Raw genomic sequence first — 12,714 nt, forward strand, 5'->3', positions numbered from 1 at the left:
CGCCCTGCAGGTGACAGACTGGAGGGATGAGCACCGGAGAGCGCGACACGATCGCAGAACCCCCCGTCGAAGCGTCCGCCGAGAACAGCACCACGAACCGCAAGCAGCCGTTCCCCCAGGGCTTCCTCGACACGATCTCCACCGGTTGGGCCGAGCGCCCTGAGACGCTGCCGGCTCCGCGCGCACAGGCGGCGTACGCGGCAGTGCGCCGTGCCGCGGTCTCTGCGGCGTTCCCCGGGCGACGACTGGTGCTCCCGGCCGGCTCGCTCAAGCAGCGCAGCAACGACACCGACTACGTGTTCCGAGCGCACTCCGCCTTCGCGCACCTCACCGGGTGGGCGTCCGACGCCGAACCCGACTCCGTCCTCGTGTTCGCCCCCACCGAAGACGGGCACGACGTCACCCTGTACTTCCGCGAGCGCGCCGACCGCACGACCACCGAGTTCTACGCCGATGCCACGATCGGAGAGTTCTGGATCGGTCCGCGCCCCTCCCTCGCCGGTGTCGCGGCCGACCTCGACATCGCGACGGCGCACCTGCACGAGCTCGAAGCCGTCGACGGGGAGCTGGTGCTCGACGAGGACGAAGCCCTCACGCGCTTCGTCTCGGAGCTGCGCCTCATCAAGGACGAGTTCGAGATCGCCGAGATGCGCCGTGCCGTGGAGATCACGGCGAACGGCTTCGACGACATCATCCGCGAGCTGCCCTCCGCCGTCGCTCACGCACGCGGCGAGCGGGTCGTGGAGGGCGTCTTCCACCGTCGCGCGCGCGAAGACGGCAACGGCGAGGGGTATGACACGATCGCCGCGTCCGGTCCGCACGCGTGCTACCTGCATTGGACCCGCAACGACGGCACGGTCGTTCCCGGCGACCTGATCCTCGTGGACGCGGGCGTCGAGGCCGACAGCCTGTACACGGCCGACATCACCCGCACCCTGCCGGTCTCCGGCACGTTCACGGAGGTCCAGCGTCGGGTGTACGAGACGGTGCGCGAGGCCGCGGACGCCGCCTTCGCCGCCGCTCAGGTGGGAGTGCGTTTCCGCGACGTGCACGGCGCCGCCATGAAGGTCATCGCCCAGCGCACCGCCGAGTGGGGTCTGCTCCCCGTGTCGGCCGACGAGGCGATCGATGCCGACAAGGGCGGCCAGCACCGTCGCTACATGGTGCACGGCACCTCGCACCACCTCGGCATCGATGTGCACGACTGCGCGCAGGCCCGGCGGGAGATGTACTACGACGGCATCCTGACGCCCGGCATGGTGTTCACCATCGAGCCCGGCCTCTACTTCCAGATCGACGACCTCACGGTGCCCGCAGAGCTCCGCGGCATCGGCGTGCGAATCGAGGACGACATCCTGATGACCGAGGACGGTCCCGTGAACCTGTCGGCGGACATCCCGCGCACGGCCGACGAGGTCGAGGCGTGGATCGCACGGCTGCAGGGTTGACGGCCACGGATGCACGACTCCGAGCTCGCGGTCGACGACGCGCTCGCCAGGAGTCTGATCGGCGCATCGTTCCCCGGCCTCGCTGATCGGGAGCTTCGCCGGGTGCACACCACCGGCACGGTCAACACGATCATCCGTCTCGGAGACGACCTCGTGGCGCGTTTCCCTCTTCTCCCCGCCACACGTGCGGAGGTGGAGACCGAGGGGCGGTCGCTGACGGCCTTCGCGGCGGCGTCGCCGTTCCCGACTCCCCTGCCGCACGGCACCGGGGAAGGGAGCGATGCGTACCCGTCGGCCTGGTCCGTGCAGACCTGGGTCCCCGGCGACACCGCTCACTTCGGCGCCCATGAGACGTCCGTCTCCTTGGCGCACGACCTGGCCACCCTGATCCTGGCGCTGCGGTCGGTCGACCCCGGCGGCCGGGTCTTCGACGGTCACGGACGCGGAGGCGATCTCGCCGACCACGACGCGTGGGTGACGGAGTGTCTGATCCGCAGCCGTCACTTGATCGACGTCGGGCGCGCGACGGCACTCTGGGCGGCGCTCCGCGAGCTCCCCGCCTCGGGGCCGGACGTCATGAGCCATCGCGACCTGACGCCGTTCAACCTGCTCGTCGACGAACGCGGCGGCGAGACGCGTCTCTCGGGGATCCTCGACGGCGGCGGGTTCGGTCCGGCCGACCGGGCGCTCGACCTCGTCGCGGCATGGCACCTCTTCGACGCGCCGTCGCGACAGGTGCTGCGCGACGATGTCGGCGCCGGGGAGGGCGAATGGCTGCGCGGCGCTGCATGGGCCTTCCAGCAGGCGATCGGGCTCGGCTGGTACTACAAGGGGTCGAACCCGGAGATGAGCGCGCTCGGGCTGTCGACACTCGGGAGGATCTTGGCGGACCCCGAGCTGTCCTCGCTCGTCTAGAGGCCGATGAACCTGGCGACGATCGGCGCGAGCGATGCCCCGATCTCCGCGGCCGGACGCTTGCGCCCCTTCACCTCGAAGGTGTGACCTGCCCCCGCGATCCACTCCACGCGGGCATCTCGACACGAAGCGACGGCTTCCTCGAACTGCGAGACCGGTTGGATGAAGGGATCGTTCGTCCCCTCCACGAAGAGCTGGGGCACGTCGATCGCGGGCAGATGCTCCACACGGGGCTTCTCCGGGCGCCCTGGGGGATGCAGCGGATAGCCGAGGTAGACGAGGCCGTCCACCACGAGCCCGTCGGCCACCGCCATCGAAGCCATGCGTCCGCCGTACGACTTGCCTGCCGCCCAGACGGGCGCCGCCGGATCGTGCGCGCGGGCGAAGGCCACCACCGCGTTCCAGGTCGCGATCGCATGTGCGGCGGGCCCCGGCATCCTGCGGCCCTGCTCCACGTACGGGAAGTTGAACCGCAGCGTCGAGAAACCGTCCTCGCCGAGCGCATCTGTGAAGCCGGTGAGGAACGGGTGATCCTTGCCGGTTCCAGCACCGTGGGCGACGGCGACGATCGCGCGGCCGTCCCCTGGGTTCCAGTCCGCCGAGACCGTGGTGGCCCCCGCCGGGAGCTCGACGCGGATGTCGGTCATCGCAAACGCGGGGACAGCGTCACGGTCAAGCCCTGCCGCCCTCGACGCCAGGCGCGCCGGGGGTGGGATCGGACTCGGTCGGCTCGGCGGTGTCGCCCGCTTCCGGCGTCGGCTCCGCCCCCGGTGCCGGCTCCGTGCCCGGCTCGGCGACGGGGTCGGCGGGACGCGGCGGGATCACGGGCTCGTCCGGTGCCGGAGCGGGGGCGGCCGCACCCGGGGTGATCCGCTCGCCGTACTTGGGCGGCTCGTCGAGGTTCACCGGTGGACGCACAGGGGCGACCCTGGCCGCCCCCAGCACCTGACGCGCCTTGGCGAGCGAGGCTGCCAGCACGGTGACCTCGTAGTGGTCGGCCGCGAACTGCGTGACGCTCGCGAAATCGCGCCGGCGTCGGACGATCGCGTACGTCACGAGGCTGAGGATCATGCCGACGGCGACGCCGATGAAGACGAAGCCGACGAAGAGCTGGATCGGCACCTCGGGATTGCCGAGCACGAGGATCGCCGAGAGGAAGAGGCCGATCAGCACGCCGTTGATCGCACCGGAGCGCGCGGCCGCCGCATAGCCCAGCTTGCCCGTGACCCGCTCGACCGTTCGCACGCTCTGCCCGACGATCGCGATGTCCCGTGCCGGCACCTCCCCCGCGATCAGCTTCGACACCGTCTTCTGCGCACTCTCGTAGTCGCGCATCGAGGCGACGATCTCGCCGGTCTCCGTGCCGCTCGCGGGGCGGTTCAGCATGCTCATCCGGCTATTCTTCCACGCGTGCCGATGGACGGCCCGAGGCGCGGCCATCCCGCCGGAGGACGGAGCCGCCGACTACTCTGGAGAAGTGAGCACACAACGGGTTTTCGCCGCACGCCTCGCCGGGTGCGCCGTCTTCGATCCCGTCGGCGACCGGCTCGGCAAGGTCCGGGATGTCGTCGTCGTGTATCGAAGTACCGCGGCGCCCCGCGTGATCGGCCTCGTCGTCGAGATCCCGGGGCGACGACACGTGTTCCTCTCGATCGGCCGGGTCACCTCGATCCGCTCCGGACAGGTCATCACGACCGGCCTGATCAACGTGCGGCGCTTCTCTCCCCGCGCCGGTGAGGTGCGTGTGCTCGCAGAGATGCTGGGGCGGCGGGTCAGCTTCGCCGACGGCAGCGGAACCGCCGTCATCGAAGACATCGCGATCGAGCCGAACCGCCTCGGCGAGTGGGCGATCAGCCAGCTCTTCCTCCGCCGTCCGAAGACCAGCGCCTCGCCGTTCGCGAAGGGCCCGACGACCTTCGCTGCCTGGAGCGAGGTCGCAGAGGAGCGTGCGCCAGGCGAGTCCCAATCGGCCGAGCAGCTCGTCGCGTCCTACTCGGAGTTGCACGCGGCCGACCTCGCCAACACGCTCCTCGATCTCCCCCAGCAGCGCATGATCGAGGTCGCCGAGGAGCTGTCGGACGACCGCCTCGCCGACGCTCTCGAAGAGATGCCGGAAGACGAGCAGGTGCACATCCTCGATCGTCTCGGAGATGAGCGCGCCGCGGACATCCTCGATCAGATGGAACCGGACGACGCGGCCGACCTTCTCGCGCAACTGCCGCCGAACCGCCTCGAGCAGCTTCTGGAGCTCATGGAGCCGGAGGAGGCCGAAGACGTCAGGATGCTGCTGCGCTACGGCCCCGACACCGCGGGCGGTCTGATGACTCCTGAGCCGATCATCCTGTCTGCCGATGCCACGGTCGCCGAGGCCCTGGCACTGATCCGGCGGCACGAGCTGCACCCCGCACTGGCCGCCGCGGTCTTCGTGACCCTTCCGCCGTTCGAGACCCCGACCGGACGCCTGCTCGGACTGGTGCACTTCCAGCGGATGCTGCGCTATCCGCCGCACGAGCGTCTCGGGGCGATCCTCGACGACAGCCTGGAACCCGTGCCGGTGACGGCATCCGCCGCCGAGGTCGCGCGCATGCTGGCGAGCTACGACCTCGTCTCGCTGCCCGTGATCGACGCAGCGCACCGCCTCGTCGGCGCCATCAGCATCGACGATGTGCTCGACTATCTGCTCCCCGACGACTGGCGATCGCACGACAGCGACGACGCTCCGTCGACGGCGAAGGAGGTGCGCTGATGGCACGCTCCCCCCGCCTGGATGCACCGGGCCGCAGCTCGACTCGTCCTCGCACGACCTCACGAGACCGGTTCGGCCGGTTCACGGAGTGGGTCGCTCGGGCGATGGGCACACCGGCGTTCCTGCTCATCCTCAGCCTGTTCTGCGTGGTCTGGATCGTCTGGAACACGCTCATGCCGGAGAGTGTCCGCTTCGACGACGCCACCCTCGGGTTCACGGCGCTGACACTCATGCTGTCGCTGCAGGCGTCCTACGCCGCACCGCTGATCCTGCTCGCGCAGAACCGACAGGATGACCGTGACCGTGTGCAGATCGAGCAGGACCGCCAGCGCGCAGAGCGCAACCTGGCCGACACCGAGTACCTCGCTCGCGAGATCGTCGCTCTGCGGATGTCGCTCGAGGAGCGCAATTCGCAGGTCGTCACGCGCGACGTGCTGAGACAGGAGTTGAAGGCGCTTCTCGCGGAGCTCGAGGACACCCCACGGCCGGACGCGGACGCGGACTCGTGACGGAGGCCGACCGCGTCCGTGCGGCCGTCTCGGCCGTGACGGATCCCGAGCTGCGCCGCCCCATCGGCGACCTCGACATGGTGCGAGAGATCTCCGTCGAGGGCGACAGGGCGCAGGTCGGCATCGTCCTCACGATCGTCGGGTGCCCTGCTGCGGCGCGCATCGAGTCGGACGTGCGGCAGGCGGCGGCCTCCGTCCCCGGTATCACCGCGGTCGACGTCGAGGTGGGTGTGATGACCCCGGCCGAACGCAAGGCCCTCACCGAGAAGCTCCGCGACGGCAGGCCGCCACGGCAGATGCCCTTCGGGCCCGACTCGCTCACGCGGGTGATCCTCGTCTCGAGCGGCAAAGGCGGCGTGGGCAAGTCGACCGTCACCGCGAACCTGGCCGTCGCCCTGGCCGATCAGGGTCTCGCCGTCGGTCTCGTCGATGCCGACGTGCACGGGTTCTCGATCCCCGGTCTGCTCGGAATCCCCGCTGGCACCCAGCCCACGCGCATCGACGACCTGATGTTGCCGCCGGTCGCGCACGGCGTCAAGACGATCTCGATCGGGATGTTCCTGCGCGACGGCGAATCCGTCGTGGCGTGGCGCGGACCGATGCTCCACCGCACCGTCTCGCAGTTCCTGACCGATGTCTTCTTCGGCGACCTCGACATCCTCCTCATCGACATGCCTCCCGGCACGGGTGACATCGCGATCTCGATCGGCCAGCTGCTGCCGCACGCGGAGGTGCTCGTGGTCACCACGCCGCAGACGGCGGCCGCCGAGGTCGCGATCCGCAGCGGCCTCGTCGCTCGGCAGACCGGTCAACGTGTGATCGGCGTCATCGAGAACATGGGGGCATACACGCTCCCCGACGGCACCGTGATCGATCTGTTCGGCTCCGGCGGGGGTGCCGCCGTCGCCGAGGCGCTCTCCGAACCGGGAGCCCCGGTGCCGTTGCTCGCGTCCATCCCGCTGAGCCCCGCGCTTCGTGAAGGCGGCGATGCCGGGATCCCGATCGTCGCATCCGAGACGTCGGACGCGGCTGCCACGACCATCCGGGATCTCGCCCGCTCCCTCGCCCGGCAGGGTCGTGGTCTCTCCGGCCGCTCGCTGCCGATGTCGATCGGCTGAGCGCGTGGAAGAATGAGACGATGCCTCCCCGCTCCCTGACGGTCGACGAGAGCCTGCTGCGTCGGATGGCGCGCGATGCGGCGATCTACTCGCTCACCCGCCCCGTCGCCATCGTCATGTGGGTCGCCCTCGCCGGCGCGTTGACGCTCAGCGTCCTGAATCAGAGCACGCCGCGCGCTCCAGGGCAGGAGCCGCCCTTCGGCGCGGGCTGGATGCCGACGATCATCCTCGGCCTCGCCGCCTACGCCGTCGTGATGTCGGTCGCCACCGCACGACGTGCCGTCCGCACCGCCATGCCCGTCGAGACGGTCGTGTGGGCGACGGTGGACGACGAGGCCCTGAAGCTGGGCAGCGGAGACCGCCGCTCGGACATCGCGTATGCCACGTTCCAGAACATGCGGGTGGGCAAGGATGCCGTGCTGCTCAAGGTTCGCGGGGCCTCCGTGGCCACGGCGATCCCCCGTGCCCTGCTCACGGACGACGACATCGCCTCGCTGCGCTCCCGGATCTCCTAGACAGCGGTCATCGAACAGAGGCCGCGCCCTGATCGCCTCGCTGCGTGCGCGACAGCCTGGCCCGCGTGACCAGTCGCCGGATGAGGATGACGGCGGGGAGCAGCACGACGATCACCGGGCAGAAGACCGCGCCGAAAGCGAGCAGCGTGCCGACGGCGAAATCGCTCCCGCCGGTGCGTCCGAGGCCGAGGGAGCCGCGCCCGAAGGCGTCACCGGCGACCAGGAATTCGCCGTCGTACGTCTCGAGGGAATCGACGCAGATCACCGTGTAGGTGCCCGCCTCAGCGGAGGTGAACTGCGTGCTCTGCTCGAAGCCGGGCTTCGGTGTCATCCACCAGAGCGTGTCGTCCCACGAGAGGGACGGCCCGCCGTACTGCGGCGCCTCCGCGGCGTCGGGTCCTGTCGCCGTGCACTTCATTGCACCCAGCATCGTGGAGATCCCGCTGCCCCAGATGCCGACGCGTTCCCCCGCGTCGAGGTCGACCGAGACGGTCGACCCGAGGGGCTCGGGGTGCGCATCGCCGACGGATGCGGCCACCGGCAGCACCCACAACAGCCAGATCAGCGCGCCGACGCACCCGCAGAAGGCGGAGAATCCGAACGCCACGGCATCGCGATGCGCGAGCCGCGCTCCCCTCACGTGGCTTCGGGGTCGAACGGCGGACGGTTGGTCGCGCTGAACTCCTGAGGGATCGCGCGAGGAGCGACCGGCTCCGCGATGGTCTGGCGTGCCTGCGTCGGCGTCGGCGTCTGCGGTTCCTCGAACAGCGCGTCGCGGATGATCCGGCGCGGGTCGTACTGGCGGGGGTCGAGCTTGCGCCAATCGACGTCGTCGATCTCCGGGCCCATCTCCTGACGCATCCGGCTCTTGGTGTCGCGGAGGTACTCGCCGGCCTTGCGGACCATGCGGGAGAAGCTCTCCGCGGCCCGCGGAAGACGCTCAGGGCCGATGATGAGGACCGCGATGAGGCCGATCAGCAGCAGCTTCTCGAAGGTGAGCCCGAACGTCATCTCTACAGGCTACCGCCGCGCCTGCGTTCCCCGCGCGCGCCGAGCGAATACGCTGGAAGGAATCACCAGGGCAGGCAGGGAGAACAGGCCATGAGCGAGCACGACGCGAACGCGCGTTTCCTTCGCGAATCCATCGTGGAACCGGACTCGATCGCCCGCGCCAGAGCGCACGCGGTCGAGCTGGGAGCAGCACCCGTCAGCGCCGTCGTCGGCTCGCAGATCGCGGTGCTCGCGGCAGCCACCGGTGCTCGATCCATCGTCGAGATCGGCACCGGCGCCGGCGTCTCCGGGCTCTGGCTGATGCGAGGCGCCCCGCAGGCTGTGCTGACCTCGATCGACAACGAACCGGAGCATCTCGCCGCCGCACGTCAGGCGTTCTCCGATGCGAAGGTGCCGTCCACACGCGTGCGGTTCATCACGGGTCGCGCCATCGATGTGCTCCCGCGCATGAACGAGGCGTCATACGACATCGTGCTGGTGGACGCCGACCCCGAGCACATCATCGAGTACGTCGAGCACGGGCTGCGTCTCGCCCGCGCGGGGGGAATGGTCCTCGTCCCGCGCATCCTCGCGGGGGGACGCGTCGCCGACCCGGTGCAACGCGACGAGATCACGTCCGCGTACCGGTCGCTCGTGCAGGAGACGCAGGAGTCGTCTGCGGTGCTCGCGACCGTGTCGCCGGCCGGTGAGGGACTCCTTCAGCTGATCCGTCTGGCCGATCGGGACTGACCCCGACAGCCCCGGGCTCCGGGAACGACGAAGGGCGGGGGATCCTCGGATCCCCCGCCCATTCTGATCCGCGGATGCGGACCCTGGTCGATCAGGCCGGTGCCACGACGGCGGCCAGCACGTCGTGGAGTTCCTTGGCCTCGGCGTCGTTCACGGAGACGACCAGACGGCCGCCGCCTTCGAGCGGAACGCGCACGATGATGAGTCGTCCTTCTTTCACGGCCTCCATGGGTCCGTCTCCGGTCCTCGGCTTCATCGCTGCCATCGTGGCTCCCTTTCCTCCGGTGGTATGGAACGAGTTTATCGGGTGTCATCGGGACCTGGAGGTCACCGGGCGACAATTGGTCCGCAACCCGCTGTCACGGCACCTGCCAGAACGTGCTTCCGTGCGCGTACACGTGGTAGATCCAGAACCACTGCCCGAGGAGGCAGAGCGCCAGAACCCCGACTCTCCACACCCGTGATCGCGGCACCGCGACAGCGCCCCACAGCGGGCTGAGAGGCAGCACCAGGCGGAACGTGCTCGACTGCGGGAAGAACACGGCCAGCAGGTAGAGCAGATAACTGGCGCTCCAGAGCCGCAGATCGCTTCCGAGAGCACGCACCTGCGGCGAGTACAGCAGTGCCGCACCGGCGGCTACCACCGAGAGCGCAAGCGCGGTCGGCCCCCACCATGACGGCAGCCCCCAGAGCCCGAACCAGAACTGTGACGCCTGCACCCACCCCTCGAACGGCACGAAGCCGTCGACGCCACCGACGATCCAGTGACGTCGCCAGGCGAGTTCGGTCGCGAGGTACGCGCCGGGATCGCCGGTGACGACGCCCGCGATGACCTGCCAGGCGAAGCCCGCTGCCGTCGCCAGCGCACCCAGCGCGATGATGTGTGCGATCTCACGACCGGACAGCGAATCCTCCCTGCGGCGGAACCAACGGGTGATGCCGTGCAGCCCGAGGAACAGCGCGAACGCCAGGATGCCGGGGCGCGTGAACGCCATGATCGGGATGAAGAGGTACAACCGGGCATAGTCGCGTCTGGTCGTCGCATCGAGCGCGAGGAACAGCAACAGCAGGAACAGGGTCTCGGCGTAGCCGACCTGGAACATCGCCCCGAGGGGACCCGTCGCGAAGAAGACGACCGCCCACAGCGCTGCGGAGGCGCCCACGTGATCCCGCAGCAGCCGGTGCAGGGCGAGGCAGGCGAAGTATCCGGCGACGAGCGAGATCAGGAGCGCACCCGCTCCCCACGAGCCGAACACGAACCCCACGGCCTTCGCGGCGTATGCGAACACCGGCATGAAGGCCCAGGCGTTCTCGGCGACCTCGCCGGAGTCGGTCAGCGGGAGGTCGCTCGGGTACCCGTTCTCGGCGACGAGCCAGTACCACTGCGCGTCCCACCCGAGCACGAAGTCGACGAGTCCCGGGTCTGCTCCGAAACGCGAGAACGAGGTCGACAGCGACGCGGCGAGCACGAGGAACAGCGTCGTCACGACGCGCGCAGTCAGGTAGACGACGGCGATGCGCAGAGCCAGGGGGGACTGCGCCCAGCGACGGGCTGCGCTCAGTGCGAGGTGAGCCATGCGCGCAGGCCCCGCTCCACGGCGTCGATCTGCGCGAGCGGCACCCGCTCCTCGTCGTGGTGGGCGAGATGGGGGTCACCGGGGCCGTAGTTGACTGCGGGAATGCCGAGCGCGGAGAACCGGGCGACATCGGTCCAGCCGTACTTCGGACGCGGCTCCGCGCCGACGGCGGCGACGAACTGCTTCGCGATCTCCGCATCGAGTCCGGGGCGGGCACCTTCTGCGGCATCCGTGATCTCGACGTCGAAGCCCGCCAGCACCCCGCGCAGGTGCGCCTCCGCATCCGCAGCGGACTTGCTCGGAGCGAACCGATAGTTCACCTCGACCTCGCAGGCGTCGGGGATGACGTTGCCGGCGACACCACCCGCGATGCGCACCGCGCTCAGGCTCTCGCGATACAGCAGCCCTTCGACGAGCACCTCCCTGGCCCGGTACTCCGCGAGACGGGTCAGGATCGGCGCGGCTCGATGGATGGCGTTCTCACCGATCCACGCGCGGGCGCTGTGCGCGCGTACCCCGGTGGTGCGCACGATGGCCCGCATCGTGCCGTTGCATCCGCCTTCGACCTCACCGTTGGAGGGCTCTCCGAGGATCGCGAAGTCGGCGTGGAACAGGTCGGGCCGGACGGCGGCGAGGAGTCCGAGACCGTTCTTGGACGCTTCGACCTCCTCGTTGTCGTACCACATCCAGGTGATGTCGACGACCGGGTCGACGAGCTCCGCCGCAAGCTTGAGCTGCACCGCGGTGCCGGCCTTCATGTCGACCGTGCCGCGTCCCCAGAGGTGAGGAACGCCCTCGATCTCGACGTTTCGCGTCGGCAGGTTCTCGTTGATCGGCACGGTGTCGATATGTCCGGCGATGGCCACACGCTGTGCGCGTCCGAGGTTCGTACGGGCGACGATCGTGTTGCCGTGCCGGATCACCTCGAGATGTGCGAGGGGCGCGACCGCCTGCTCGATGACGTCGGCCAGCGCCTTCTCCTCGCCGGAGACACTCGGGATGTCGCAGATCGCACGGGTGAGGTCGACGGAGGACGCGGTCAGATCGAGCACCATGCGTCAAGCCTACTTACCTCGTCATGAGTGACGTCGCACCGAGCGGGGCGCGCTAGCGTGGAGGGATGAGTGACGCGCGCACGGTATGGGGTATCGGACTGACCACGATCGCCGGAGACGGCACGGTTCTCGACGCGTGGTATCCGGAGGTGCGCATCGGGCGCGCGGTCGCCGACGACGCCGCCGTCGCCGCGCTGGAACCCCTCGTCGGACGTGATGAGCGCCGCAACGTCAGCGTCGAGGTCGTTCAGCTCGAGATCGACCTCGACGCCGCCCCGGCCTCGACAGCCGACGCGTATCTCCGCCTTCATGCGCTCTCGCACCTCCTGGTGCGCCCCAACGACCTCAACCTCGACGGCATCTTCGGACACCTGCCGAACGTCGCCTGGACCAATGCGGGCCCCGTGCTCCCGGCGGACGCGGCCCGTCTGCGCGCACACCTCCAGCGCGCCGGCATCCAGGTGCAGGGACTCGACAAGTTTCCGCGGCTGACCGACTACGTGCAACCGAGCGGGGTCCGGATCGCGGATGCCTCCCGGGTGCGTCTCGGGGCCCACCTCTCCCCCGGGACGACCGTCATGCACGAAGGCTTTGTCAACTTCAACGCGGGGACGCTGGGGGCCTCGATGGTCGAAGGACGCGTCTCGCAGGGGGTGGTCGTCGGCGACGGCAGCGACATCGGCGGTGGTTCCTCCATCATGGGCACGCTCTCCGGCGGGGGCACCCACCGCGTCTCGATCGGTGCGCGCACCCTGCTGGGCGCGAACGCCGGGATCGGCATCTCGCTGGGCGATGACTGCGTCGTCGAAGCGGGCCTCTACGTGACGGCGGGGACGAAGATCGTGCTGGTCGACGGTCCTGTGACGGCGGACGGCGGACGGCGGACGGTGAAGGGCGCTGAGCTCTCCGGCCAGGACCGGCTGCTGTTCCGCCGCAACTCCCTCAGCGGTGCGGTCGAGGCCGTACGCCGGGCCGGCGTCGGGGTGACGCTGAACGAGGCGCTGCACGCCTGAGCGCTCGGACCCGTCCGCACTGGTAGACTGTAGTCGTTGCACAGACCGCCGGTCTCGCAACATCGTCGTCGTCACGGG

15 protein-coding genes are annotated in these 12,714 nt (G+C 69.7%); 8 read left to right on the forward strand and 7 right to left on the reverse strand.

Going from position 1 to position 12,714, the window contains the following annotated elements; translation table 11 throughout:
- The first annotated feature begins 26 nt into the window (after window positions 1-26).
- Both AB0E56_RS14105 and AB0E56_RS14110 read left to right on the forward strand, forming a co-directional pair.
- Window positions 27-1,448 (forward strand): aminopeptidase P family protein, encoded by a 1,422-nt coding sequence (locus tag AB0E56_RS14105; protein ID WP_359799888.1) that lies wholly within the window; start codon window positions 27-29, stop codon window positions 1,446-1,448.
- Between the two features lie 9 nt (window positions 1,449-1,457).
- Window positions 1,458-2,363, forward strand: a complete 906-nt coding sequence (locus tag AB0E56_RS14110) for a phosphotransferase (RefSeq protein WP_359799890.1) — start codon at window positions 1,458-1,460, stop codon at window positions 2,361-2,363.
- On the opposite strand, the gene AB0E56_RS14115 is transcribed toward AB0E56_RS14110, so the two are convergent.
- The gene (locus tag AB0E56_RS14115; RefSeq protein WP_359799892.1) at window positions 2,360-3,010 is read right to left on the reverse strand and encodes an alpha/beta family hydrolase; all 651 of its coding nucleotides are present in this window, start codon (window positions 3,008-3,010) and stop codon (window positions 2,360-2,362) included. The two genes, AB0E56_RS14110 and AB0E56_RS14115, sit on opposite strands and share 4 nt — an antisense overlap.
- A 25-nt stretch (window positions 3,011-3,035) precedes the next feature.
- Complete coding sequence (locus AB0E56_RS14120) at window positions 3,036-3,755, reverse strand: general stress protein (RefSeq protein ID WP_359799894.1); 720 nt, start codon at window positions 3,753-3,755, stop codon at window positions 3,036-3,038.
- Between the two features lie 85 nt (window positions 3,756-3,840).
- Between AB0E56_RS14120 and AB0E56_RS14125 the strand changes: the two genes are divergently transcribed.
- From AB0E56_RS14125 to AB0E56_RS14140, 4 genes are read left to right on the forward strand one after another with little or no spacing between them, the layout of a single operon-like run.
- Window positions 3,841-5,109 (forward strand): CBS domain-containing protein, encoded by a 1,269-nt coding sequence (locus AB0E56_RS14125; RefSeq protein ID WP_359799897.1) that lies wholly within the window; start codon window positions 3,841-3,843, stop codon window positions 5,107-5,109.
- Window positions 5,109-5,618 (forward strand): DUF1003 domain-containing protein, encoded by a 510-nt coding sequence (locus tag AB0E56_RS14130; protein WP_359799899.1) that lies wholly within the window; start codon window positions 5,109-5,111, stop codon window positions 5,616-5,618. The genes AB0E56_RS14125 and AB0E56_RS14130 overlap by 1 nt, the downstream gene beginning before the upstream one ends.
- Entirely contained in the window at window positions 5,615-6,736 is a 1,122-nt protein-coding gene (locus tag AB0E56_RS14135) for an Mrp/NBP35 family ATP-binding protein (protein WP_359799901.1), read from the forward strand. Before AB0E56_RS14130 ends, AB0E56_RS14135 begins: the two co-directional genes overlap by 4 nt.
- 20 nt (window positions 6,737-6,756) lie before the next feature.
- Entirely contained in the window at window positions 6,757-7,251 is a 495-nt protein-coding gene (locus tag AB0E56_RS14140) for a YcxB family protein (protein WP_359799903.1), read from the forward strand.
- 7 nt (window positions 7,252-7,258) lie between these two features.
- Here AB0E56_RS14140 and AB0E56_RS14145 read toward each other — a convergent pair whose 3' ends face one another.
- Window positions 7,259-7,891, reverse strand: coding sequence for a hypothetical protein (locus tag AB0E56_RS14145; RefSeq protein WP_359799905.1), 633 nt, complete (start codon window positions 7,889-7,891; stop codon window positions 7,259-7,261).
- Window positions 7,888-8,262 carry a twin-arginine translocase TatA/TatE family subunit gene (locus tag AB0E56_RS14150; protein WP_183152322.1) on the reverse strand — a complete coding sequence of 125 codons (375 nt, stop codon included), beginning with the start codon at window positions 8,260-8,262 and terminating at the stop codon, window positions 7,888-7,890. The genes AB0E56_RS14145 and AB0E56_RS14150 overlap by 4 nt, the downstream gene beginning before the upstream one ends.
- 90 nt (window positions 8,263-8,352) lie before the next feature.
- Here AB0E56_RS14150 and AB0E56_RS14155 point away from each other — a divergent pair, with 90 nt between their 5' ends.
- The gene (locus AB0E56_RS14155; protein WP_359799907.1) at window positions 8,353-8,991 is read left to right on the forward strand and encodes a class I SAM-dependent methyltransferase; all 639 of its coding nucleotides are present in this window, start codon (window positions 8,353-8,355) and stop codon (window positions 8,989-8,991) included.
- A 91-nt stretch (window positions 8,992-9,082) separates the two neighbouring features.
- On the opposite strand, the gene AB0E56_RS14160 is transcribed toward AB0E56_RS14155, so the two are convergent.
- From AB0E56_RS14160 to dapE, 3 genes are all read right to left on the reverse strand, one after another.
- The gene (locus AB0E56_RS14160; RefSeq protein WP_017203323.1) at window positions 9,083-9,256 is read right to left on the reverse strand and encodes a DUF3117 domain-containing protein; all 174 of its coding nucleotides are present in this window, start codon (window positions 9,254-9,256) and stop codon (window positions 9,083-9,085) included.
- A 94-nt stretch (window positions 9,257-9,350) separates the two neighbouring features.
- On the reverse strand, window positions 9,351-10,568 hold the full coding sequence (locus tag AB0E56_RS14165) for a hypothetical protein (RefSeq protein WP_359799908.1): 1,218 nt from the start codon (window positions 10,566-10,568) through the stop codon (window positions 9,351-9,353).
- Window positions 10,550-11,623, reverse strand: a complete 1,074-nt coding sequence (gene dapE, locus AB0E56_RS14170; protein WP_359799910.1) for a succinyl-diaminopimelate desuccinylase — start codon at window positions 11,621-11,623, stop codon at window positions 10,550-10,552. The genes AB0E56_RS14165 and dapE overlap by 19 nt, the downstream gene beginning before the upstream one ends.
- A 65-nt stretch (window positions 11,624-11,688) precedes the next feature.
- Between dapE and dapD the strand changes: the two genes are divergently transcribed.
- A complete protein-coding gene (dapD, locus tag AB0E56_RS14175) occupies window positions 11,689-12,636 on the forward strand; it encodes a 2,3,4,5-tetrahydropyridine-2,6-dicarboxylate N-succinyltransferase (RefSeq protein ID WP_359799912.1) in 948 nt (315 codons plus the stop codon).
- The last annotated feature ends 78 nt before the right edge of the window (window positions 12,637-12,714 follow it).

It is taken from the genome of Microbacterium sp. NPDC028030 (genome assembly GCF_040637855.1).
GTDB lineage: Bacteria > Actinomycetota > Actinomycetes > Actinomycetales > Microbacteriaceae > Microbacterium.